24 protein-coding genes, 1 pseudogene and 1 other annotated feature are annotated in these 24,301 nt (G+C 49.3%); of the genes and pseudogenes, 19 read left to right on the top strand and 6 right to left on the bottom strand.

From position 1 onward, the window contains the following. Nucleotides 1-19 precede the first annotated feature (19 nt). Together H1R82_RS05015 and H1R82_RS05010 are read right to left on the bottom strand one after the other, a co-directional pair. Nucleotides 20-2,230: a transglycosylase domain-containing protein gene (locus tag H1R82_RS05015; RefSeq protein WP_181731127.1), complete on the bottom strand. Its 2,211-nt coding sequence runs from the start codon at nt 2,228-2,230 to the stop codon at nt 20-22. Between the two features lie 219 nt (nt 2,231-2,449). Beyond that, nucleotides 2,450-4,810, bottom strand: a complete 2,361-nt coding sequence (locus tag H1R82_RS05010) for a transglycosylase domain-containing protein (protein WP_181731126.1) — start codon at nt 4,808-4,810, stop codon at nt 2,450-2,452. A 61-nt stretch (nt 4,811-4,871) separates the two neighbouring features. Further along, nucleotides 4,872-5,077, top strand: a binding site (T-box leader). 58 nt (nt 5,078-5,135) lie between these two features. Here H1R82_RS05010 and tyrS point away from each other — a divergent pair. Next, nucleotides 5,136-6,392 carry a tyrosine--tRNA ligase gene (tyrS, locus tag H1R82_RS05005; protein WP_181731125.1) on the top strand — a complete coding sequence of 419 codons (1,257 nt, stop codon included), beginning with the start codon at nt 5,136-5,138 and terminating at the stop codon, nt 6,390-6,392. A 37-nt stretch (nt 6,393-6,429) separates the two neighbouring features. Here the strand turns inward: tyrS and H1R82_RS05000 are convergent, their stop codons facing one another. Beyond that, complete coding sequence (locus H1R82_RS05000) at nt 6,430-6,837, bottom strand: NUDIX hydrolase (protein WP_181731124.1); 408 nt, start codon at nt 6,835-6,837, stop codon at nt 6,430-6,432. 683 nt (nt 6,838-7,520) lie between these two features. Here H1R82_RS05000 and ppsA point away from each other — a divergent pair. Then, nucleotides 7,521-10,142, top strand: a complete 2,622-nt coding sequence (gene ppsA / locus H1R82_RS04995) for a phosphoenolpyruvate synthase (protein WP_181731123.1) — start codon at nt 7,521-7,523, stop codon at nt 10,140-10,142. Nucleotides 10,143-10,228: 86 nt separating this feature from the next. Here ppsA and rpsD read toward each other — a convergent pair whose 3' ends face one another. Both rpsD and trmB read right to left on the bottom strand, forming a co-directional pair. Further along, nucleotides 10,229-10,831 (bottom strand): 30S ribosomal protein S4, encoded by a 603-nt coding sequence (gene rpsD, locus H1R82_RS04990; protein ID WP_037995641.1) that lies wholly within the window; start codon nt 10,829-10,831, stop codon nt 10,229-10,231. 266 nt (nt 10,832-11,097) lie between these two features. Next, entirely contained in the window at nt 11,098-11,751 is a 654-nt protein-coding gene (trmB, locus tag H1R82_RS04985) for a tRNA (guanosine(46)-N7)-methyltransferase TrmB (protein ID WP_181731122.1), read from the bottom strand. Between the two features lie 177 nt (nt 11,752-11,928). On the opposite strand from trmB, the gene H1R82_RS04980 reads away from it, so the two are divergent. From H1R82_RS04980 to H1R82_RS04925, 14 genes and pseudogenes are all read left to right on the top strand, one after another. Then, nucleotides 11,929-12,237, top strand: a complete 309-nt coding sequence (locus H1R82_RS04980) for a hypothetical protein (protein WP_181731121.1) — start codon at nt 11,929-11,931, stop codon at nt 12,235-12,237. Between the two features lie 217 nt (nt 12,238-12,454). Beyond that, the gene (locus H1R82_RS04975; protein ID WP_181731120.1) at nt 12,455-13,186 is read left to right on the top strand and encodes a hypothetical protein; all 732 of its coding nucleotides are present in this window, start codon (nt 12,455-12,457) and stop codon (nt 13,184-13,186) included. Between the two features lie 69 nt (nt 13,187-13,255). Continuing rightward, a complete protein-coding gene (locus H1R82_RS04970) occupies nt 13,256-13,852 on the top strand; it encodes a histidine phosphatase family protein (RefSeq protein WP_181731119.1) in 597 nt (198 codons plus the stop codon). Beyond that, nucleotides 13,830-14,045 (top strand): annotated as a pseudogene (locus H1R82_RS14840) (PAS domain-containing protein); the annotation flags it as partial. The gene H1R82_RS04970 and the pseudogene H1R82_RS14840, both read left to right, overlap by 23 nt. Nucleotides 14,046-14,094: 49 nt before the next feature. After that, nucleotides 14,095-14,421, top strand: coding sequence for a hypothetical protein (locus H1R82_RS14610; protein WP_232333869.1), 327 nt, complete (start codon nt 14,095-14,097; stop codon nt 14,419-14,421). A gap of 48 nt (nt 14,422-14,469) precedes the next feature. Beyond that, complete coding sequence (locus H1R82_RS14605) at nt 14,470-15,267, top strand: sigma 54-interacting transcriptional regulator (protein WP_232333812.1); 798 nt, start codon at nt 14,470-14,472, stop codon at nt 15,265-15,267. Beyond that, nucleotides 15,207-15,923, top strand: a complete 717-nt coding sequence (locus tag H1R82_RS04960; RefSeq protein WP_181821613.1) for a GntP family permease — start codon at nt 15,207-15,209, stop codon at nt 15,921-15,923. The genes H1R82_RS14605 and H1R82_RS04960 overlap by 61 nt, the downstream gene beginning before the upstream one ends. Before the next feature lie 25 nt (nt 15,924-15,948). Then, the gene (locus tag H1R82_RS04955) at nt 15,949-16,716 is read left to right on the top strand and encodes a 3-hydroxybutyrate dehydrogenase (protein WP_181731118.1); all 768 of its coding nucleotides are present in this window, start codon (nt 15,949-15,951) and stop codon (nt 16,714-16,716) included. Nucleotides 16,717-16,796: 80 nt separating this feature from the next. Further along, complete coding sequence (locus tag H1R82_RS04950; protein WP_181731117.1) at nt 16,797-17,291, top strand: PaaI family thioesterase; 495 nt, start codon at nt 16,797-16,799, stop codon at nt 17,289-17,291. 12 nt (nt 17,292-17,303) lie between these two features. Further along, nucleotides 17,304-17,729, top strand: coding sequence for an NUDIX hydrolase (locus tag H1R82_RS04945; protein WP_181731116.1), 426 nt, complete (start codon nt 17,304-17,306; stop codon nt 17,727-17,729). A 74-nt stretch (nt 17,730-17,803) separates the two neighbouring features. Further along, nucleotides 17,804-18,328 (top strand): hypothetical protein, encoded by a 525-nt coding sequence (locus H1R82_RS04940; protein WP_181731115.1) that lies wholly within the window; start codon nt 17,804-17,806, stop codon nt 18,326-18,328. Between the two features lie 212 nt (nt 18,329-18,540). Further along, nucleotides 18,541-19,296: an ABC transporter substrate-binding protein gene (locus H1R82_RS04935; protein WP_181731230.1), complete on the top strand. Its 756-nt coding sequence runs from the start codon at nt 18,541-18,543 to the stop codon at nt 19,294-19,296. Nucleotides 19,297-19,335: 39 nt separating this feature from the next. Further along, entirely contained in the window at nt 19,336-19,995 is a 660-nt protein-coding gene (locus H1R82_RS04930) for an amino acid ABC transporter permease (protein WP_370527006.1), read from the top strand. Then, the gene (locus H1R82_RS04925) at nt 19,992-20,717 is read left to right on the top strand and encodes an amino acid ABC transporter ATP-binding protein (protein WP_181731114.1); all 726 of its coding nucleotides are present in this window, start codon (nt 19,992-19,994) and stop codon (nt 20,715-20,717) included. Before H1R82_RS04930 ends, H1R82_RS04925 begins: the two co-directional genes overlap by 4 nt. Nucleotides 20,718-20,764: 47 nt before the next feature. Here H1R82_RS04925 and msrC read toward each other — a convergent pair whose 3' ends face one another. Continuing rightward, nucleotides 20,765-21,268 carry a free L-methionine (R)-S-oxide reductase MsrC gene (msrC, locus tag H1R82_RS04920; RefSeq protein ID WP_181731113.1) on the bottom strand — a complete coding sequence of 168 codons (504 nt, stop codon included), beginning with the start codon at nt 21,266-21,268 and terminating at the stop codon, nt 20,765-20,767. Between the two features lie 184 nt (nt 21,269-21,452). Between msrC and H1R82_RS04915 the strand changes: the two genes are divergently transcribed. The 3 genes from H1R82_RS04915 to H1R82_RS04905 all read left to right on the top strand — a co-directional run bounded on the left by H1R82_RS04915 (nt 21,453) and on the right by H1R82_RS04905 (nt 24,218). After that, a complete protein-coding gene (locus H1R82_RS04915) occupies nt 21,453-22,568 on the top strand; it encodes an aminopeptidase (protein ID WP_181731112.1) in 1,116 nt (371 codons plus the stop codon). Between the two features lie 30 nt (nt 22,569-22,598). Continuing rightward, complete coding sequence (locus H1R82_RS04910; RefSeq protein WP_181731111.1) at nt 22,599-23,081, top strand: PTS sugar transporter subunit IIA; 483 nt, start codon at nt 22,599-22,601, stop codon at nt 23,079-23,081. Nucleotides 23,082-23,174: 93 nt separating this feature from the next. Beyond that, nucleotides 23,175-24,218, top strand: a complete 1,044-nt coding sequence (locus H1R82_RS04905; protein WP_181731110.1) for a M42 family metallopeptidase — start codon at nt 23,175-23,177, stop codon at nt 24,216-24,218. Nucleotides 24,219-24,301: the final 83 nt, after the last annotated feature.

Genomic DNA, 24,301 nt, shown 5'->3' with positions numbered 1-24,301 from the left:
TAAAAAAAAGACGCCACTTTCAGGTGGCGTCTTTTTCTTTTTCCGGTGCGAAATAACGCAGGAACGTATTGGCTTGTTGCGGTTGCTCCGCTCCCGGTTGGGGCTGTGCCGGCTGCTGCGGTTGTTGCGGAGGTGCCGGTTGCTGTCCCGGGTTATCCGGTTGTTGACCGGGTTGCGCCGGGTTGTTCCCCGGTTGTGCCGGCTGTTGCGGTTGTTGCGGGACCTTATGACATTCAAAGCATTGGTCCTTTACTTGTCCGCCCGGATTTTCAAACTGGCTTCCTTGTTTGATCAGATCCGGACTTGCTTGCTGAGCCGCTTTAAAGATTTTGACCCATGCAATTTTGGAAAGATCTTTGTCGGCCGGACGGTTTGCATCCGAATAACCGGACCAGACCCCGAGGGAAATTTCCGGAGTATAGCCAATGAACCACAGGTCAAAATAATTGGATGTCGTTCCGGTCTTACCGGCAATGGTGAACCCTGGCAGGCTGGAGCCGATATAGCGACCGGTTCCATCCGTCACCACTTTTTGCAGCATTTTGGTTAATTCATAGGAAACGGACGGTTTCAAAATGGTTTTTGGCTGATGGTGTTTTTCAAACTCGTAAATCACATCCCCATTGGAATCGACGATTTTTTGGATCAAATGGGGTTTGTTATGTTTTCCGTTATTGGCAATCATGGCAAAGCCGGCTGTCATCTCGGCAACGGTGTACCCTGCACGCATGCCTCCCAACGCGGAAGCTTCACCATCGTATTTGGTGGGCGGCATGTCCATCTTGCGTAAGTATTTAAAGCCTTTTTTGATTCCCAGTTCGCGGAAAATTTTCACGGCCGGAATGTTGAGCGAGTTTTGCAAGGCAACCGTGGCCGTCACGGGACCGGAATATTTTCCGTTCGCATTGACGTAGTTGTCAGAGCTTCCTGCTTTTTTGATCGGTTCGTCAATAATGATGGAGTTGGGTGAAATGATTCCTTCATTCATGGCCGGACCGTATACCAGCAACGGTTTGATGGTGGATCCCGGCTGGTTGGTTGCGTTCAGTGCATAGTTGATGTTCGATTTCTCAAAACTGGTGCCACCAACAAAAGCCAGAATGGCTCCGGTTTTGTTGTCGATAATGGTTGCACCGATTTGTTCGCTGTGGCCGTTTTTTGAAGGAATGTGCATTTTGGAAACAGCGTCGTTCACTGCATTGTACATGTTTTTGTCAATCGTTGTGTAAATTTTGTATCCGCCTTGACGAACTTGATCGATGTAGTTTTTATCCGACTGAACTTTATTGCCTTTTTTCCGATCCAGTTCTTTTAACACTTGTGCGGCTTCCCGTTCAACGGAAGTGATGATGTACGGATATTCTGCGTATGCATTTGGAAAATCCGATGACTTGGCAAGATGGGCTTTGATGTCGTATTTGACGGCTTGATTGTATTCCGCTTGCGAGATTTTGCCGGTTTCAAGCATTTTCCCCAATACATATTTCATCCGTTTTAACCCTTTTTGGAAATGCTTGTTTTGCTCTTGTTCGGTGTTTCCAAAAAAGGGATTGTAGTCGTAGGGGCGTTGCACCATTCCTGCCAGATAAGCCGCTTCTGCAATGGACAATTCTTTGATGTCTTTATTAAAAAGCCCGCGTGCGGCGGAGGCAAAACCAACCATCCGGGTGCCGTGAGCACCGGGGCCGAATTCAACACTATTTAAATATTTTACAAAAATCTCATCTTTGTTGTAAAACCGTTCCAAACGCACGGCATTGATGATTTCCAAGACTTTGCGCTCATACGTTTTTTTGGTGTTGTCCAAAATCTCATTTTTCACCAATTGCTGGGTAAGCGTACTTCCCCCGGTTTCCACGCCGCTGTTGCTGATTTGCTGCCAGACAGCGCGTAAAATCGAGCGGGGGACAATCCCGTTATGATCGTAGAAATCCCTGTCTTCAGTGGCGATCAGGGCATCCACAACATACGGGCTCACTTCATCCATGTTTTTGATCAGTTTCCGGTCCGTTTGTGCGATCATGCGCCCGATCGGCTCTTCTGAACGGAAATAAGCGTAACTGGTTTGCGACCAACCGGTCAATTCTTTTTCGTAAGACTCTTTGGTCCGGATCGTTTCATTTTTGGCAAAAGCAGAAACAACGCCTGCTCCGGCCCCGAATATTCCTACAGAGAGAATCAGGATGACTGATAAACAGCCGAGTAAAATACGCTTGATCTTGTTGTTCATTTTTCTTCTTTCCCCACTTTTTGTTCGCTCTCGTCGGGATGGTTAGATGGTTTCATGATGATGCATCAATCCCCTCCCTCCATGTTGACGAGACCTATTATAACATAGAGCATGATCTTGCTAGTCATATATAATTTTTGACAATATTTTCATGGTTTTTTGACTGAAAAAATCCCCTGATCTTTTTTAAAAGATCAGGGGATTTTCGAAACAGAGTGTTCAGTTTTCATCCCTTTGTCCCGGTGGGCGTCCGGGATGATCGGGCTGGTTTCCGTCCTGATGATCCGGTTCCCTCCCGGGATCATCGGGAGGATTGGGATCGTCTCCGCCGCCGCCATCCGACGGTTCGTCATCCGGCGGACGGACGATGTCGGGCGGCTTCGTGCCATCATCCGGATTTCCTTGTGAAGGATCATCCGTCGGTTTGCCGGTTGTCGGATCTTTTTGTTTGTCTTTTTTTTCTTTGTCTTCCTGATGTTTGTTAATGCGGTCGCATTCCAGGCACGAAACGCCGTGGAAAAGTCCGCCGGGGTTTTCAAAGCGCGCATTTTTGTCAAAGTATTGAGGCGCTGCTTTTTGAGCGGCTTTAAAAATATTGACCCAGGCTTGTTTGGAGAATTTGTCATTATGGCTCATCGGGAAGTTGTAATCGTATCCGCTCCAAACCCCCAGGGTGATTTGCGGAGTGTAACCGATAAACCAGAGGTCCCGGTCGTCGGAAGTGGTTCCGGTTTTTCCGGCAATGTCAAAGCCGTTTATGCGGCTTCCGATATATACACCGGTTCCTCCTTTGACGACTTCGCGAAGCATGTCCGTCACTTGATAGGCGGTTTGCGGTGAGAAGACCGTTTCCGGTTTGTTTTCGTGTTCATAGATGACTTCCCCGTCCGCATTGGTGATTTTTTCCACCATGTAGGGATCATTGTATTTCCCTTGGTTTCCAAACGTGGCATAAGCCGCTGTCATTCTGGCCACGGAATAACCTTTGGTCTGTCCCCCGATGGCGGCCGATTCCCCGTCGTTTGGATGCGGCGGGATTTTCAGCTTGCGCAGATACTCGAAGCCGGTGTCATGGCCCAAGTGGTTGAACACTTTGATGGCCGGAATGTTGTAGGACCATTTTAAAGCTTCCCGGACGGTCACCGGTCCGTGATATTTTTGGTTCGCGTTTTGATAATAGCCGGAACCGTCTCCCCGGGCCAGTTTTTCATCCAGAACTTTGGTGTCGGGGGAAACCACTTTTTGTTCAATGGCCGGTCCGTAAACGATTAACGGCTTGATGGAGGAGCCGGGTTGGTTTAAAGCGTCAAAAGCATGGTCTTTTTGATTGCCCTCGCGATCGGACGAGGAGACAAAGGAAAGAACAGCTCCCGTGCGGTTGTCCATGAGGACCGCGCCCAATTGTTCATGGTCTTCAAACTCACCGTATTTGCGCGTGTGGAAGGTGAGATGTTTGGTGGCTTCCTTGTTGACGGCATCATACATGTTTTTGTCGATGGTGCTGTACACATGGTATCCCTGTGTCCGGATCCGCTCGATGTATTTTTGCAAGGTGACGCGGTATTTGCCTTCCTGGCTCAGTTTTTCGATATCCAGGCCGTCTTTTTTCATCAGGATTTCGGCCGCTTCTTTTTCAAGCGCATACATGATAAACGGATAATTGGCATAGCCGTTGGCGTCCGGATTGGGTTTGGCCAGGGAACCCTTGATGTCAAACTTCAACGCTTCCTGATATTGTTCTTCCGTGATCTTTTCGTTCTCCAGCATTTCCGACAGCACCAGTCTCATCCGGTCCAAACCGCGGCGGAGATTATCCGGCTCGCCGAATGGATTGTATGCATTCGGTCGTTGAACCATCCCGGCAAGATAGGCGGACTGGGCGAGGTTCAGGTCTTTGACATCCACGCCGAAAATGCCGTTGGCTGCAGCCTGTACACCGTACAGGTTTTGATTGTTGGCTCCTTTGCCGAAATAGACGCTGTTCATGTAATAAACGAGAATCTGGTCTTTCTCCAACAAGGAGTCAAGCCGGATGGACAAAACGATTTCTTTGGATTTTCGCGCTAGGTCTTTTTCGAAATTCTCCAGGATGACCCGCCGCACCAATTGCTGGGTGATCGTGCTTCCGCCGGTGGTCACGTCCGCATGGGTGATCTGCTGGTAAGCCGCCCGCAGGATCGAACGGGGAACAATCCCGTGATGTTTGTAAAAATCGCGGTCTTCGACGGATATAAAAGCATCGATCAGGTAAGGGCTGACATCGTTTACCGACTTGATGAGTTTCCGTACATCCCCTTCATTCCGGAAGGCTCCGATGCGAATGGGATTTCCGTTGTCATCTTTGTTGGCGAAATAGGCATAACTGTTTTCAAACAAGCTGTTTAATGCTTTTTCAAAATCTTCTTTATCTCTCACCGGTTCATCTTTCACCATGGCGGATACAATGCCCGCACCAGTGCCGACCGCAAAAAAAGCGGCGATCAGCACGAAAGCAACAAGCCCGTAAAGGACAGGTTTCACCGTGTTGATCACCGGTTGATGCTTTCGTTTTTTTGTAAATCGGGCTGATCTACTTTTCATTCACTTGATACCCTCCTCATTCTAGGGTAATATTATAGCATAATCTGGTTATTATAACGTGTAAAAAGCTGTGAACAAGCGAGTAGTCGCCAGACCATTCCTTTCAGAGAGCCGGTGGTTGCTGTGAACCGGCAGGAACCTGGCGGTGAATTACACTTGGGAGCTTGCGTGTCATGCGCACGGACGACAGGGTCCGTTATCGAAATGAGTGGGAAACGTCCTGTTTCCAATGAGGGTGGTACCGCGGAATCAATCTCCGTCCCTTTTGATGAGGGATGGAGTTTTTTTATGACCTATTTTTATTTTACTTAGGGAGGGAACAGGTATGTCAGTAAAAAGAGAATGGTCCGCCGAAACCATGGAAAAAACGGAACAACAACTGAGAGTGATCCGGCGCGGGGCAGCCGAAATTTTGCCATTGGAAGATTTGCGGGAGAAATTGGCCCGCGCGGTCGAAGAAAACCGCCCGCTGAAAATCAAACTGGGTTTGGACCCGACCGCCCCGGATCTGCATATCGGGCATACGGTCGTCTTTCATAAACTGCGCGAATTTCAGGAGTTGGGACATCAGGTTCAGCTGGTGATCGGGGATTTTACCGCACAAATCGGGGACCCGACCGGAAAATCGCAAACCCGGAAACAGTTGTCCGAAGAAGAAGTGAAAGAAAATGCGAAAACTTATACGGACCAATTGTTTAAAGTGTTGGACCGGGAAAAAACCGAAGTTTATTTCAACAGCCACTGGTTAAGTCCGCTGACCTTTGCCGATGTGACCCATCTGGCTTCAAAATGCACCGTGGCCCGCATGTTGGAACGGGATGATTTTTCCAAACGTTACGAAAGGGGCCAGGCCATCAGCATTCATGAGTTTTTCTATCCCCTGATGCAAGGGTACGATTCGGTGGTGCTCAAAAGTGACATTGAGATCGGGGGGACGGACCAGACATTTAACTTATTGATGGGGCGCCAGTTGCAAAAAGAATACGGCCTGGAAGAACAAGTGATTTTGACCATGCCGATCCTGGAAGGGCTGGACGGCGTGAAGAAAATGAGCAAAAGCTTGGGCAACTACATCGGTGTCGATGAAGAGCCGAATAACATGTATGGAAAAACCATGTCCATTCCGGACGAATTGATGCTCAAGTATTTTGAGCTGGTGACCGATCTGACCTTGGATGAGCTGGAGAATTTAAAGCAAGAGCTGGAGCAAGGAAAAATGCATCCCCGGGATGCAAAAATGCGTCTGGCGCATACCTTGGTGCGGATGTATCACGGAAAAGAGGCGGCGGATGAAGCCCAGAAGCATTTCCAAACCGTCTTCCAAAAGGGATCGTTACCGGACGAGATTCCGGAAGTGGCCTTGGCCGAAGAAGATTTGGAAGAAGGAAAGATCTGGGTGGTTGCCCTCTTGTCCAAGCTGGGTTTGGTGGCAAGTAACGGGGAAGGGCGCAGGATGATTCAACAGGGCGGTGTCCGGATCAACCAGGAAAAAGTCACCGACATCCAAGCGCAAATTCAAGTGGAAGACGGCATGGTTGTCCAAGTCGGAAAGCGGAAATTTGCAAAGGTAAAACGAAATTGAACCGACAGAGCAGGGGATGCCTGCTCTGCCGGTTTTTTTAATATTCGACGATGAATGGATGTCTTTTTTCATGAAGACAGTACATGATCTGTTGTTTGACAATGCGTTGGCTGATCATTCTCATGGCCGTGTCGACAGGGAAATAAGCGGCGTCATCAACTTCTTCCCCGACCACAATCCGTCCGCTGATGGGTTTGCCGATAAATAACAATTCGCATTTATGTGAACGTAAGTCCTGAAAAACTCCGCAGTATTTGATCAGTTTGATGTTCATCCCCGCTTTTTGCTTCACTTCGCGAATGGCGGCCAAGCGAATGGATTCTTTTTCTCTCACCCGTCCGCCGGGAATCTCCCAACCGCGTTTCGGGTGTTTGACGAGCAAAAGCTGTGAGTGAAAGTTAAAGACCAAAACACGGGAATACAACGAAAATTTCGGAGGTGCCATCATAATTCACCTCACCTAATTAAAATGAGGTCAGGTGGTGAAAAGACTTGCAAAAAACAGAGGGGATATAATCAGAGGATGATTGGTTCCTTTATATATATTTTAACAAAAATTAGAAAAGATTAACATATATATTGGTATAAAGTAATACAAAAATATGATTAAAATCGGTATATTTTATGCTTGAATTTTGCTACGGGTGCGGGTTTTCCGAGGGGCGGTTGCGAGGGCGCCCGGGGATCCTTGAAATAGTGAAAAGCCCGGAATATTTGAAAAGAAAAGGGGCCGGGAAGTCGTGCGGAAGCAAACAGGAGCGGGGAATGCCGCTTGCGGTCACGGGTTTGCAGATTAAAAATTTTTGATTATTCTTAATATTTGTTCGTGATTTAAAAGAATTCAAACCGTGGAAGCAGGGGGACAACCGGTTAAAAGATAAAGGAATGGATTCACAATTTCAAACCGCCGGCGAAATGTTGTTCCAAAAACGTCAGGGATCCCTCTTCCCTGAGACGGACATCTTCCTCCCACTTCTATTATACAACGGCGGAAAAAAGAATATCAGACTGTTTTTTCGGGGGGAAATGGTGCATCATGTTCCAGTGAGATCGTGTCCGGGAGGTTGGATGGAGTCCGGATGTCACGGGCCATCCGCTTCCGGTGACGCCGTCGGGAGGAGGAAAGAGATGAATCCGTATGTCCTTGAGTTTCAGGAAATCCAACCAACGCATCACAGACTTGTCGGGGGAAAAGGATATCATTTGGGAGAGTTGTCCAAGATTGAAGGTATTCACGTGCCGGAAGGGTTTTGTGTGACCACAGCCGCATTTCAAAAGGCCTTGGCATCAAATGAAACCTTTCATACGCTGTTGGAGCGGCTTACCCGGCTGAAAGATGAGGACCTTGAACAAACGGGGGAAATCAGCGGGAAAATCCGGAAAGTGATCATGGCGTCCCCCCTTCCCCGGGAAGTGGTAAACGCGGTGGACCGCCAGCTTGAAAAGCTTGGAAGGGAAGAAGCTTATGCTGTTCGTTCCAGCGCAACGGCCGAGGATTCGCCTGATCATTCTTTTGCGGGCCAGCTGGCTTCCCGGCTCCATGTCATGGGAGCCCGGGAAGTTTTCCGGTCGGTGAAAGAATGCTGGGCTTCCTTGTTTACGGATCGGGCTGTGATTTACCGCATGAAAAACGGATGGGATCATCGGGAGGTTTTGCCGGCTGTTGTGATTCAAAAGATGGTTTTTCCTGATGCCTCCGGTGTCATGTTCACCGCTGATCCCGTCACTTCCAACCGCAAGGTGCTGGCGGTGGATGCGTGCTTCGGATTGGGGGAGGCCTTGGTATCCGGTGAAATTTCCGGCGACAGCTACAAAGTGCGGGAAGGAAAAATCACGGAGAAGCGGATTGCCATCAAAAAGTCGGCAGTTTATGCAAGGAAAGAAGGAGGGACGGAGAAAAAGGGGATCCCGCCGGAGAAGCAAAACCGTCCCGTCCTTTCAGAAAAGCAGGTGTTGGAGCTGGAACAAACCGGCAGGAAGTTGGAAGCGCATTTCGGATGTCCCCAAGACATTGAATGGTGTTTGGCCGACGGTTCCTTTTATATCGTTCAGAGCCGCCCCGTCACTACTTTGTTTCCTGTTCCAAAGCAGGGGGAAACCCGGGGAAAACGCGTCTATGTGTCGGTCGGGCATCAACAGATGATGACAGATGCCATGAAACCATTGGGATTGTCCTTTTTCTTGTTAACGACGCCCGCGACCATGCGGACAGCGGGAGGAAGGTTGTTTGTCGATGTCACGCCGATGCTGGCTTCGCCTGAAAGCCGAAATCAGTTGCTTCAATCCCTCGGACAAAACGATCCGCTGATCAAAGACGCGCTGATGACCATTATCAAACGGGAGGATTTTGAGGATTTTATCCGGTCATTTCCGGAAAGCAAAGGCCGTGATCCCGGACCGGGACGCCAAGCGCTGCCGTCTCCGCCTGATCCGGTCTCCATTGAAAGCGATCCGTCTGTCGTTTTGGAACGAATGAGAACGGCTCAGGCATCCGTCGAAAAGTGTAAACAAGAGATCCGGACGAAATCCGGGCCGGCGTTGTTTGATTACATCCGGCATGATCTGAAGCGGATGAGGAAGGAGTTATCTGCCCATATCGATGTGATTCAGGCGGCGATGGATGCTGCGATGTGGATCAATGAAAAGATGGAACAGTGGCTGGGGGAAAAACACGCGGCTGACCAATTGACCCAATCGGTGCCGAACAACATCACATCGGAAATGGGGATGGAACTTTTGGAGGTGGCCGATGCGATCCGCCCCTATCCGCAAGTTGTGGATTATTTGCAACGGGTGAAAAAGGATTCTTTTTTGGATGACATGGTCCGGCTGGAGGGCGGCAAAGAAGCCCGTGCCAAAATCGATGCTTTTCTTCAAAAGCATGGAATGCGTTGTCCCGGAGAAATAGATATCACCCGGACCCGTTGGAGCGAAAAGCCCGTCACACTGATTCCACTTCTGCTTCACTATGTTGAAAGTTTTGAACCCGGTGCCGGCAGACGCAAGTTTGAGCAAGGGAAGCAAAAAGCATTGAAAAAAGAGAAGGAATTGTTGCAACGGTTGAAAGCATTGCCGGATGGCGAGCGAAAAGCAAGGGAAACCAAGCGGATGATCCGGCGGCTGAGAAGCCTCGCCGGCTTCAGGGAATATCCCAAGTACTGTATCATTCAACGTTACTTTATCTATAAGCAGTCTTTGCTGAAAGAAGCGGAACAGCTTGTGCAAAAGGGAATTTTGCGGGATAAAGAAGAAGTTTTTTACCTCACTTTTGATGAATTTTGTGAAGCGGTGTGCACCGGCAGGCTGGATGAACGCATCATCCGCCGACGAAAGAGAGAATACCGTTTCAATGAAAAACTGTTCCCTCCGCGTGTGATCACTTCCGATGGCGAAATCATCCAAGGCCGGTACCGACGGGAAAACCTCCCGGACAACGTAATTTTGGGGCTGCCGGTTTCTTCCGGTATTGTTGAGGGACGGGCCCGTGTCCTTTTGAATATGGAGGACGCGGTGCCGGAAGACGGGGATATTTTGGTGACCAGATTTACCGACCCCGGTTGGACTCCCTTTTTTATCCCGGTGAAAGGATTGGTGACCGAAGTGGGAGGGTTGATGACCCATGGCGCTGTCATTGCCCGGGAATACGGCCTGCCGGCTGTGGTCGGGGTGGAGAATGCAACCAGGCGGATCAAGGACGGACAAAGGATCCGGGTGAATGGCACGGAGGGTTATATCGAAATTTTGGAGTGAGCTGGAAAAGGAAAAAACAAAAAACCCTGAAAACCTGGATCCAGGTTTTCAGGGTTTTTCTTCGTTGCATCTGCTTTTTTGCCGGATTAACGGGAGTAGAACTCGACGATCATGGTCTCGTTAATCTCAGACGGCAATTCCGAGCGCTCCGGAAGACGGGTGTAGGTCCCTTCCATTTTGTTTTCATCAAAGGTGAGATATTCCGGAAGGTATTGACGTTCTTCCAAAGCTTCTTTGATGATTTGCAGGTTGCGGCTTTTTTCGCGTACGCCGATGACATCGCCCGGTTTGACTTGGTAAGAAGGACGGTCCACTTTTTTCCCGTTAACCAGGATGTGGCCGTGTACCACCAATTGGCGTGCTTGTGCACGGGTACGGGCAAGTCCGAGACGATACACGAGGTTGTCCAAACGGGATTCCAACAGCTTCATGAAGTTTTCCCCGTGGACCCCTTTCATTTTCCCTGCGCGTTTGAACAGGTTACGGAATTGCTTTTCATTAACGCCGTACATCAAACGGAGTTTTTGTTTTTCCTGCAATTGCATTCCGTATTCGGAAAGTTTTCTGCGTTGGTTCGGGCCGTGTTGTCCGGGAGCGTACGGGCGTTTTGCCAACTCTTTTCCGGTTCCGGAAAGAGAAATTCCCAGACGACGGCTTAATTTCCAAGTAGGTCCTGTGTAACGTGCCATACTTTTTGGCTCCTTTCATCATTTGCTGGTTTTTCGCAAATGACAGGGTGCTGATTCGCGAATTACCCGCACTTTCCGGATAGCGGCGAAAAGCCGGATACCCACCGGTTCCCGGTGAGGCGAATCAGTGAGGGTGATCCCTTCACCTATCGTTTGCTTGCTATCCTCAAAACCCTTTTTCAGGAACTTTGAGCCATACAAGGAATTATTATAGCCGGTTCCATGCAAAAGTCAATAACAGAAGGGAAAATGGAGGAACGGGACGATCAGACGGGTTTGACACGGACGTAGTGGATCGGCAGGCCGCGGGAGAGAAATTTTTCTTCGTATTCGGTGGTGATGTTGTCCGCCTGAAAGGGGCTGTTGTGCAGATCCCGCGTCATTTCGATTGTTTCCCATCTGTGTTCGGCAAATTCCTCCAATGAAAAATCGAACAGGCTGACACTGTCGGTTTTTAAAATCAAGTCACCGCCGGGTGCCAACACTTTCCGGTAACGTTCCAAAAAACGATGGTGTGTCAGGCGCCTTTTGGCATGCCGTTTTTTCGGCCATGGATCGCTGAAGTGAAGATACAGGCGGTTGATCTCCCCATCGCCGAAGACTTCGTTTAACCATTCCACATCCATCCAGATGTAATGAAGGTTTTGGTTTTCGGTTTCTTCTCCTTTGCGGACGGCTTTTAACAAAGGCTCCTGAATTTTTTCGACACCGATCCAGTTGATATCGGGATATCGGGTGGAAGCTTTGGCTAAAAATTGGCCTTTTCCGGTCCCGAGTTCCACGTAAAGGGGATTGTCGGGATGTGGAAAGCGCGAACGCCACTTGCCTTGCCACTCATTTTTGTTTTCATCCGTGACCCGGAAAACCATCGGGTGATTGGATAGAATTTTCGGTGCTTCTGGATTTCTTCTCAGTCGCATGGTTCTCTCTGATCCTCCATTTAAAATTCCTTTCTATTATAACGATTGACGAGCGGGAAAACAAAGGGTTTCCTGCTTGTGGACGCCCGGTTTTTCCCTGCTGGGTGTATACATAAACGAAGCGGTAAGGATTGGAATAGATAGAAAATAGATCTTTAATGGAAGGGAGAAGGATGGATGTATTATTATCCGTATGGATGGATGGGAACGGAAGGGTATATCGAGCAAAGACGTCCTGAACCCCCGGGCAGGCCGGGTCGCCCCGGTCAGCAGCAACCCCCGCAACAACAGCCTTTCGTGGCTCCGCAAACGTTGCGCCAATATGTCGGTCAGGTGATCCGTGTGGTGGTTCGTGATGTATTCCGTTATCCCACCTACGTTTATGTCGCCGATGTGAACCGATGGGGAGACGCCACCTTGGTTGCTTGCGTTCAAGGGGTGCCCCGGCCGATTGTCGTTTCCTCCAGACAAGTCAGCATCGTGTAACAAGAAAGAGCCGTTTTTCCGGGCCGGTGAAGGGGCGCCCTTCCGGCCCGGATTTTGTTGATATAAATAAAAACATTTAATATGCTAAGATTAAAGCCGGTTCCGTGCTAGTCAAAGCGACGCTTGGCTGGCATGGGGCCGGTGGTCTGTCCGTTTGATTTTGCCATACAATGGGAACAAGGATGGATGATTTTTCGGACTGGTTCGGGGTGTTGATGTGTCAAAAAGAATCTTTCCGCTCTTGATGGTTTTCACGGCTTTTGCCTGTGTGGCTTGCCAGGGGTTTTTCTTCGGAATGCAACAAGACTCCACGGATCGCTGGGGTTTTGATGAAAAATTGTATCAAGAGGTTCCAAAAATCAAAGATTTGCTTTTGGATACGGGTGTGCAAACTTACTTGCAAAATCAGCCCTATATTTACGGCGGAAGTGATGATGGCCGGTATTTGTCCGTCTTGAGTTACATAAAGGAAAAACAAGTGTTCCGGATGGATTTTTACCATTTGGACAGCGGCCGGTGTGTCCAAACCCTTTATTTGCCGGAAAAAAGCAAGCTGGAAAGCAAAATGCATTCCAAAGACGGCGATGAGATGGTGGAATATCTGGAAATCGTACAGGAAACGATCGACAAGGGATACCGGATCAACAAGCCGGTGAAACCGGTTTTGTTAGTAACCGGCAACCGGTATATCCTGCAGAAAGAAGCCGGATGGTATGCACGTGCCTATAAGCAGGATGATGATTTGTATTTGACGGTTGAGAATGAAAAGGGGCGGCGTTGGACGATTTTCCGGAAAGATTTAAAGGGAATCAAAGAAAATGAAATTTATCCTTATTTGGTGCCTTTGAATGAAAATCATTCCGACTGGGCTTTTGCGGTTGTGCTGAAAGGGGACCGGGCAGAAGAAAATATGGTCCGCCGTTTTGATGCCCGTGCGTTCCGGCCCTGAACCCCGCACCCCGCGGCCGGGGCATGGAATGAAGAGGGATTGGGCACTGATTCGACGGGAGGAAGAGCGATGGAGACCAAAATTCTTTTGATTCGTCACGGGGAAACCTTGTGGAACCGGGAATTTCGCAAGCAAGGGCAACGGGATGTCCCGTTGAGTGATTTGGGCAGGGATCAGGCAGCCAAGCTGGCCGGCTATCTGAAGAACGAAACGTTCAGTGCCATTTATGCCAGTGACCTGTCCCGCGCCAAAGAGACGGCACAACTGGTGGCCAAACCGCACCGGTTGCCGGTCACGGTTTTTCCGGAATTCAGGGAAAGAAATTTTGGTGAGTGGGAAGGGTTGATGGATGAGGAAGTGAAACGGAAATATCCCGACTGGAAAGAAGTGTCTTTAAACGGGGGAAAATACGGTGTGGAAACCATAAAAGCCATGCAAAAACGGTTTTTGGAAAAATGCGAGGAATTGGCCAGGAAACATTTTGGAGGGCAAATTGCCATTGTGGCCCATGGTTTGTGCATCCATATGTTTTTGCATCTGGTTACCGGCGGGGAATACGGTCCGCGAAGAGAAAAATTGAAAAATACCAGCTTGACCCGGCTGATTTATCGCCAAAACGGCCGGTGGACGGTGGAAAGTTATAATGAAGTGCCGCATCTTCAATGAGATTATCCGTAATGGAGGTTGTCCGGCTGTGGAAGCAGAATGCAACGATGTTCAAGAGCTCAGAAAGGAGCTTTTCCGGTTGCGGGAAAGGCAGCAGCTGATGGAAGCGGCTTTTGAGAGCGCTTATGAGGGGATTGTTCTGGTGGATTCCGACGGGAACATCGTCATGCTGAATGACACATATGCCAAATTTTTGCAAGTGGATGCCCGGGAAGTCATCGGGCGGCATGTGACCGAAGTGATTGAAAACACACGGATGCACAATTGTCGTCCGCACCGGCCGGCCGGAGCTGGCGCAAGTCCAACGGATCCGCGGCGGAGACATGTTGGTTCATCGCATTCCCATCCGCAAAAACAACCGGGTGGTATCTGCAGTTGGCAAAGTTTTGTTTCAAGATGTGAATGAATTGCACGCCTTGTCCCGCCGGGTCATGCAGTTGAGCAAAGAATTGGACTATTACAGGGGAGAATATTTCAAAAAATTGGGAATTCGATACCGTTTTGATGACATTGCGGGAAAAAGCGAAGCCATGCTCCGGGTGAAGGAAATGGCGCGGAAAGTGGCTTGAAGTGATTCCACGGTTTTCATCGGGGGCGAAAGCGGAACCGGAAAAGAAATGTTTGCCCATGCCATCCACTATGAAAGCCCGAGACGGAAAAAGCCGTTTATTAAAGTCAATTGTGCCGCCATTCCGGAAAGCTTGATGGAGTCGATTTTGTTCGGGTATGAAGAGGGGGCGTTTACCGGGGCTTCCCCGGGAGGCAGAAAGGGAAAGTTTCTCCTCGCGGAGGGAGGCACGATTTTTTTGGATGAAATCGGGGAGCTTCCTCTCACCATGCAGACAAAACTGTTGCGCGTGTTACAGGAAAAAGAGGTGGAGCCGGTGGGAGCGGCTCATCCGGTTCCGGTCAATGTCCGGGTGTTGGCGGCCAGCAACCGGGATTTGGAGGAGATGGTCATGGAAAAGCGGTTCCGGTTGGATTTATTTTACAGGCTCCATGTGATTTCCTTGCAAATTCCCCCGTTGCGCAAGTGGAAAGAAGATATCCCGGAACTGGCACAGATCCTGCTCAAGGAATTATCGGCGGAGCTGGGGATTTACACAAACCGGATCACGCCGGAAGCCATGGGATGCCTGTTGAATTATGACTGGCCCGGAAACGTCCGGGAATTGAAAACGGATGCGTTTGCCGCGCCCGTTCTCGGCACATTGGGCAGCTTGATCATTTTTCTGGCGGGAATCGCGTGGTTGAACTTTCGCAAAAGACGGCTGATTCAAAATGATAAAGAGAATTTGACTTCGTCGGTCAACGAATCCGGTCCACCCCGCGACGAGTCCCAATTGCCGGATTTTTGGCTCTTTTGCTCCCGCTTCTTTTGGTGTTGGCCGGAAACGGCGCGTTTACTTACCTGATCTTGCCGGATTGGTATTCAGAAAAGGTCTTGGAAGCATACGGAGGAATTGAGGTGGATCAGGTTCTGGGGGTCTGGGCGCTGGTTCTTTCATTGACCCTCGGGATTTTGGCGGGAATCCTGATTACCTGGGTGACGCAAAAAAGAGCCGGGAAAGCGTGGGGTTTTAAAAAGCCGGACTTCCGGCAATCCCTGACGGCCGGGGTGTCCGGATCGCTTTTGGCGATCATGAATACGGCCTCGGAAGTGGGGTTTGGAAATGTGATTGCCGGCTTGCCGGGGTTTCAATCGATTACCCGTGCCCTGTTGTCGATGGATGTGAATCCCCTTTTTTCCGAGGCATTGTCCATCAACATTTTGGCCGGCATCACCGGATCCGCATCCGGCGGCATGAGCATTGCCCTCGACATCATGGGGCAAAAGTATCTGGAGCTGGCCGTAAGCATCGGGCTGGATCCTGAGGTGTTGCACCGGATCGCTTCCATGTCGGCCGGCGGCATGGACACGTTGCCCCATAACGGGGCGGTCATCACCCTTCTGGCGATCTGCGGATTGACGCACCGGGAAGCGTATCCGGACATTTTTGCGATCACGGTGATCAAGACGTTGGTTGTTCCGTGTTTGATTTTGTTGACCATCGCGACGGGGATGGTTTAAACATTTTTCAAGAGGAGGATATCAGATGGCGGAAAGAACGGTGATTGTTACAGGTGCTGCCGGAACGATCGGGCAGGCCATTGCCCGGGCGTTTGCCGGGGAAAGAGACTTTGTGGCGGTCTGGGATGTAAAGAAAGAAGCGGCGGAATCGGTGGCGGAACACATCCAAAATGAAACGGCCGGATCGGCCAAAGGTTATGCGGTGGATGTGACCAGCGAAGAGCAAATCATGGAAAATACCAAGCGGCTTATGGATGAACGGGGCCGCATTGATGTGATTGTCAATAATGCCGGCTTGCAACATATTGATCCGGTGGAGCATTTCCCGCTCGAAAAGTGGAACCATTTGCTGGATGTGATGTTGACCGGGCCGTTTTTGTTGATCAAGCATGTGTTGCCGGTGATGAAAAAACAGAAGTACGGGCGGATTATCAATATTTCGTCCGTACACGGGAAAACCGCTTCCCCCTTTAAAGCGGCCTATATTTCAGCCAAACACGGATTGGTGGGCCTGACCAAAACGGTTGCGTTGGAAGCCGCCGATTACGGCATTACCGCCAATGCGATCATGCCCGGTGCGGTGGATACCCCGCTGGTGCAAAATCAACTGGCGAAATTGGCCGCGGAAGAAGGGATCACCAAACAGGAGGCCTTGATGAAACATTTGTTGAACAAACAGTCCGTCAAACGATTTATCCGTCCGGAAGAAGTGGCTGCTTGTGCGGTTTATCTCGCTTCGGATTTGGCCGGGGCGGTGACCGGAGAAACCATTTCCGTATCGGGCGGATGGTAACAAAATTGCCCCGTCTGAAACAGGCGGGGCTTCTTGCGTCCTGCGGGTGGTTTCGTTAAGATAATAGAAGAAATCAAGAAATGAACCGAGGAGCAACGATGACGTTAGAAACTTTATACCAAGAATTGCAGGATTTAAATCCCGGTGAAATTGAAACCATACATAAACTGGTTCAAGCCTTGAAACGCACAAGGGTCAGCCCGCTGGCATATATTGAGGAAGTCATGAACTTTCAAGCCATGGGCTACGATGAACAGAAAAATGCGTACATTCACCGCATGTGTATCACGGATGAATTGAAAAACCGCTACAAAATTTTGCATGGCGGTATTACCGCCACATTTATTGACACGGCCATGGGATCCACCATTTTCCAAATGGAAGGAAAAGATGCCCGGGTCGTGACCCTGGACTTGAACGTTCATTTTTTGGCACCGGGCCAGGAAGGCTGGCTGACTTCCGAAACGCAAGTGATCAAAAAGGGAAAAACGACCATTATTTTGGAAACCAAAGTGTTTGATGAGCGGGAAAAGATGATTGCCACAGCTTCCTCAACCTTTTTCCGTTTGAAGTAGGCGGGGATTTTTATGACAAAACCTTACAAAATCGTGGCAAAAGCGATTCTTTTTCATGAAGGCCAAGTGCTCATTTTGCGCAAGTCGCTGGAAGAACGCCTGGCCAAAGATACTCACGGTTGGGACTTTCCGGGAGGCGGTTTGGAGCCGTGTGAACCGATCATGGATGCGTTGGCCCGGGAAGTGAAGGAAGAAACCGGTTTGGAAGTGAAAGTGGTGGCACCGGCCTATATATACGATGAGATCCAGGAAGAAAAGCATTTGATCATTATTAAATTTGCCTGTGACCAACCCGTGGGAGATCTGATGTTAAGTGCAGAGCACGACCTTTACCGTTGGGTTCATCTGGACGAACTGGACGAGGGAGAATATCCGGAATGGATGAAAGAAGAGATCCGCCGGGCCTATCGGATTTACACCGATTTTCGAGGTCTTTAATTCTTTGCAACAAGAACAGAGAGGTCCTCTGGTTGTGAAACCGGGGGATTTTTTTGGGACGGGAGGAAACGGACATGCTTCGTGTCAATTTTCGTTTGGCCATTTTTTGTGTGTTCTGTGGCGTTTGTGGCGTGTTGTTGGCAGGATGCGGGGATCAGCCGGAAATGGGAACGGGCACGGTGGTTGGAAACGAAAAGAAAGTGGTGATGTTGGAGGAAACCCACCTGCTTGAACTCCGGGAAGATGAACAAAAGATTTATGAACAGTATCAGAGCAAACCGGTGGAAGATTTGAAACAGATTGATCCCATTGTTGCGGCCAAGCTGTATCTCCATGCCGTTTTGAACCATGATGAAGAGATGGAGGAATTGTTGTCGGTCAATAGAAAGCCCGGGGACCACCAGAAACTGATGCAAAAGGTGAACAGCATGAAACGGGTGTTGACCGGGGTGACAAAAGTGAAGTTTGTCCAAGTCGATGACCATACGGGTTACGTGGAATATCCGCTGATGGGCGAAGATGCCAGCCGGTTTCAAATGGTGAAAAATGAACAGGGAATATGGAAAGTGGATACAAGCAGTTTGATTGAATCCTCTTGAACCGTTCCCGGAAACTTGCAGCCACCCTGTGGGTGGCTTTTTTATTGGATTTTATGAAATCTTACCTTATATATATAAAGTTTTATGGTTTAAAAATGCAATTAAACGGGAAATACATAACGCATATCGGGAACAAGGTTTGGATTTTTTATTTGTTGTATTGAAAAAAGGAGGTTTTAGTGATTCGTTTCCGTTGGTTTTCTGTTTTGGGCATGTTTTTTTGTTTTCTGTTTGTAACCGCATGTGTGCCGGACCGCCCCGCAGGCCGGTTCACTCTGGAAGAAGGAACGTTTACTTTTGCAATGAGCGGTCTGTATAAACCGTTTAATTATCATGACACCCGGCGGGGAGGGGAATTGACCGGATTTGATGTGGAGATCGGCAAAGCATTGGCCAAAGAAATGGGCTTGAAAGCCAATCCGGTCGCCACGCCTTGGGAAACCATCATCGCCGGTTTGCAAATGAGAAAATATGATGCCATCATCGGCAGCATGGGGATTACCGAGAAGCGAAAACAAGCCGTTGATTTTACGATCCCTTATTACCGTTCGGGCGCGCAGATTTTTGTGTCCGCAGAGAACACGTCCATTCGATCGGCGGATGATTTGAAAGGCAAAACCATCGGGGTGATGAAGGCGTCCACTTTTAAAGAGGTGGCGTCCGGCTACAGTTCCGATCTTGTGGAATACACCAGCGATATCACCGCTTTGCAGGATTTGCCGACCGGGCGGCTGGATGCCGTCATTACCGATCAGGCCGTCGGATTGTTTGCGATGAACCGGATGAATTTCCCGATCAAAGATGTCGGTGAGCCGCTGACGCAAGACGAGATGGCCATTGCCGTGCACAAAGGGGATAAAGAATTGCGGCAAAAGTTAAATCAGGCACTTGAAAAGATCATCCGGGACGGGACGTATGACCGGATCAGTCACAAGTATTTTAATCGGAATCTTCTGGAAAATGAATAAAAAAGAGATCAAGGGGTGACTTTCAACAGAAACATGGAGATCATGGAAATTTTCCAAATGACGTTTGCCGGCTTTACCAAAGCCGCTTGGCAAACCGTTCAGTTAACGTTTTGGTCCTTGCTTTTGGGAACGGCGATTGGATTGGTGTTTGCGTTTTTCAAAATTTCCCGCAATGCCGTTTTAAACGGAATTGCAACGGTTTATATCACGGTGATTCGCGGGACGCCGCTGATTGTGCAGATTTTTGCCATTTACTTCGGTTTGGCGCAACTGGTGGTGTTGGATTCGTTCACGGCCGGGGTATATGCGCTGGCCATCCATGCCGGAGCTTATATTGCGGAAATTTTCCGTGGGGCGATTCAATCCATCGACAAAGGCCAGATGGAAGCGGCCCGTTCCCTTGGCATGACCTATCCGATGGCCATGCGCCTCATCATTTTGCCGCAGGCTTTTCGCCGTTCCATTCCTTCCTTGGGGAATCAGTTTATCATCGGATTGAAAGATTCTTCCCTGGTGGCTTATATCGGCGGAACCGAGTTGTGGGCCACGGCGTTGGGAGCGGCGGCGGATAATTTTAAGCAGTTTGAGACGTATTTGGTTAACGGGTTTTATTATTTGGCGTTGGTTTTGATTTTTACCTTTCTGCTGCAGTGGGTGGAAAAGCATTTGGATGTGGAACAAAGGAGTGTCCGCGCTTGATTCAGGTGAAAAAGTTGCACAAGTCGTTTGAAGGGGTGCAGGTGTTGAAGGATGTCAATTTTAAAGTGGAAGAAAGCGAGGTGGTTGTCTTCATCGGGGCCAGTGGTTCGGGAAAGAGCACATTGCTTCGTTGTCTGAATTTTTTGGAGAAACCGGACGGCGGCGAAATTTGGTTGCAGGGCAAAAAAATGCAGCCGGAAAAAAAGAATCTGAACCGGATTCGCCAAGAAGTCGGTATGGTTTTTCAGCATTTTCATCTGTTCCCGCATCTGACGGTTCTTCAGAATCTGATGGAGGCCCCGGTTCATGTGAAAAAAATCCCTAAAGAAGAGGCACGGCATTTAGGACTGAAAATGTTGGATAAAGTCGGGCTGCGCGAAAAGGCCCATGTCTATCCTTATGCTTTATCCGGCGGACAAAAGCAGCGGGTGGCGATTGCGCGGGCCTTGGCGATGCAGCCGAAAGTCATGCTTTTTGATGAACCGACTTCCGCCCTGGATCCCGAATTGGTGGGGGAAGTGTTGACCGTGATGAAAGAACTGGCACAAGACGGGATGACGATGGTGATTGTCACCCATGAAATGGGATTTGCCCGTGAAGTAGCTGATCAGGTGATGTTCCTAGATCAAGGGGTGATTGTGGAGTCGGGGCCGCCGGAACAAATTTTCGAATCTCCGAAAGAAGAAAGGACCCGGCAGTTTTTAAGCCAGGTTTACAATTGAACGGGAAGGTTTGAAAACCCCGGGTTGGAGACAACCCCGGGGTTTTTTCAGTTATTAAAGAGCGGACTCCAGTCCGTCTTTTGGATCAAGATGTCGGCATACTTTTCCAGCTGGGCCAGATCTTCCTCATCAAAACGGGCTTCCTTCGGGCTGTCAATATCCAAAACGCCGATGATTTTTCCGTTAACGGACAAAGGGATGACGATTTCGGAACGGCTGTCGGCATCACATGCGATATGTCCGGGAAACTCCAAGACGTTTTTCACCAGTTGCGGCCGCTCCTCTTTGATGGCGGTTCCGCACACGCCTTTGCCGACGGGGATCCGGACACAAGCCGGTTTGCCCATGAAAGGCCCCAAAGCCAATTCGCCGTCTTTCATCAGGTAAAAACCGGCCCAGTTGATGTCGGGCAAGGAATGAAACAAATGTGAGGCGGCATTGGATAAATTCGAAAGCCAGAAGGTTTCGCCTTCCAACAGGGCGGACAGTTGTTGTTGCATGGACGCATAACGAGTGGTTTTGTCTCCCTTTACCTCTTCAAAAGCAAACATGGAAAGCCCTCCGTTTCTCCGGTCAGACCGGTTGATTTCATGTTTTCGCAAGTATGGTTTCCATTGTACACCGGACCGGCGGGGATGAAAAGGTTGTACGCTCATGGCAAAGAAGTGTTAGAATATAAAAATGACAAGAAACAGATGCAACACAGTGACATTGAACCATAAAGGGGATGAAGAAATGCGTGATTCACGTGTTTTGAAATTGGCGGAAATTTTGGTGAACCATTCCTGCAAAGTTAAGCCGGGGGAAAAAGTTCTGATCGATGTATTCGGCAAAGAACGGGAACTGGCCCGTGCATTGATCGAAGAGGTTTATAAAGCGGGCGGGCATCCGTACGTGCAGCTCAACGACCAGATGATCACCCGTGCGCTTTTGATGGGAACTTCTGAAGAACATATGGAAACGTTAACATATCATGCGTTGGAACAGATGAAATCCATGGATTGTTACATCGGGATCCGGGGCAATGACAACGTGAGTGAACTGAGTGATGTTCCCGAAGAAAAAATGCGATTGTACATGAGCCTGTTCAATCACCGGGTACATAGCGAGCAACGGGTGAAACACACGAAATGGGTGGTTCTCCGTTATCCCAACGCGTCCATGGCCCAGCTGGCCAACATGAGTACGGAGGCTTTTGAGGATTACTATTTTCGTGTGTGCAATGTGGATTATGAACAAATGTCCAAAGCCATGGATCCGCTGGTGAAACGCATGGAACAAACGGATGAAGTGCGGATTGTGGGGCCGGGAACGGATCTTACCTTCTCCATCAAAGGAATTCCGGTGGTCAAATGTGCAGGGGAAATGAACATTCCCGACGGGGAAGTGTTTACGGCTCCGGTCCGCGACTCCATCAATGGCGTGATTACGTTCAACACCCCGTCGGTGTACCAGGGAGTCACTTTTGAAAACATCTCCTTTGAACTCAAAGACGGAAAAATTGTGAAAGCCACCGCCAATGACACCGAGCGGTTAAACCAAATTTTGGACACCGATGAAGGAGCCCGCTATGTCGGGGAATGGAGTTTGGGTTTGAATCCGCATATCCATCATCCGATGAAGGATACCTTGTTTGACGAAAAAATCAACGGAAGTTTCCATTTTACGCCGGGACGGGCTTACGATGAAGCAGATAACGGCAACCGCTCGGCCATTCACTGGGATCTTGTTTTGATTCAACGGCCGGAGTACGGCGGCGGAGAAATTTATTTTGACGGCGAACTGATCCGCAAAGACGGGCTCTTTGTAGTGGACGATTTGATTCCGCTCAATCCGGAAAATCTAAAATAAACAAAATGGATCAAAGAGAGGGGCAAAAACATGTTTTTTTGGAAGAAAAAAAAGAAAAGCATTGAAGTTTATTCCCCGATGAACGGACGGTTTGTATCATTGGAAGAAGTGCCGGACCAGGTTTTTTCCCAAGGAATGATGGGGGAAGGATTTGCGGTGGATCCGGCCGGCGGGGAAGTGGTGTCCCCGGTCGACGGAATAGTGATTCATCTTTTCCCGACGAAGCATGCCATCGGTTTAAAAACAGCGGATGACCTGGAAATTCTGGTCCACATCGGTATTGACACCGTGGAGTTGAACGGCGAGGGATTTGAAACCTTTGTCAGTGAAGGCGATTCGGTCAAAGTCGGGCAAAAATTGCTGAAGGTGGATGTGGATTTCTTGAAGGAGAAAGGAAAGTCGCCGGTTTCGCCGGTGGTTTTTCCTCAATCGGCTGAATGGAAGATCGAATTTAAAGAACAAGAAGATTTAAAAGCAGGAGAAACTCATGTTGCAAGCGTAGAAAAAAAATAAAGAGAATCAGCGGCCAAGAGGAAGAGGCTTCCTTCTCATATAATCAGATGGAAGGGGGCCTCTTTTTTCTAAAAGCTGAAGGGGGAATGAATCATGAATTTTCCGGAAGAACAAGTTTTAAACACTCTGGTGGAATTGATGCAAATTCAAAGTCCTTCCGGCCATACCGAGCATGCGATTCAATATGTCGGCCGCCGGTTGACCAAGGCGGGACTGCAGCCGGTGTTCACCAACAAAGGAGGGGTGCTTGTCACCATCAAGGGAGAAAACGACACCAAACACCGGTTTGTGACGGCTCATGTGGACACGTTGGGCGCCATGGTGAAAGAAATCAAGGAAGACGGGCGTTTAAAATTGAGCAAAATCGGCGGGTTCGGCTGGTTTTCCGTGGACGGGGCTTATTGCTTTGTGGAGACGAGAAAAGGTGAGGTGTTTACCGGAACCATCCTCGCTTCCCATACGTCGGTTCATGTGTATCATGATGCCGAAAAACAAGAACGCTCCGATGAAAACATGGAAGTCCGGCTGGATGTGCGGGCCGGCTCCCGGGAAGAGATTGAGGCGCTTGGAATCCGGGTGGGGGACTTTGTTTCATTTGACCCGTCCGTTGTCCAAACGGATACCGGCTTTGTCAAAGCCCGCCACCTGGATGACAAAGCCAGTGTGGCCGTCATGCTGGAGCTTTTAAACCACTTGCAAGAATCCGGGGCGAAACTGCCTTACACCACCTATTTTTATTTCAGCAATTTTGAAGAAGTGGGTTTTGGGGCGAATGCCGGGATCCCGGTTCCTGTTTGCGAATATGTGTCGGTTGACATGGGAGCGACCGGGGAAGGGCAGGCATCGGATGAATTTAGCGTGTCCATTTGCGCCAAAGACGGTTCGGGTCCTTATCATTACGGGTTGACCAATCATTTGATCCGGTTGGCCGAGGAGCATCACATTGCTTATCATGTGGACATTTATCCGCATTATGCTTCCGATGCTAGTGCCGCGGTCCGGGCAGGGTATGATGTGAAGCACGCTTTGATCGGCCCGGGGGTGGATGCTTCTCATGCTTATGAACGGACGCATCGGGATGCCTTGGAAAACACGTATCTGCTTTTGTATCATTATTTGCTTTCAAACATGGCGTAAACCGGGTTTGTGAAACTCAGGCCGTGCGGTTTTCACCAGACGGCTTGTTTTTTGATACGGGATCATTTTGGCAAGAAAAGGAG

The organism is Thermoactinomyces intermedius (assembly GCF_013912365.1).
Taxonomy (GTDB): Bacteria; Bacillota; Bacilli; order Thermoactinomycetales; family Thermoactinomycetaceae; genus Thermoactinomyces; species Thermoactinomyces intermedius.
This window is presented reverse-complemented; position numbering and strand designations above follow the sequence as displayed.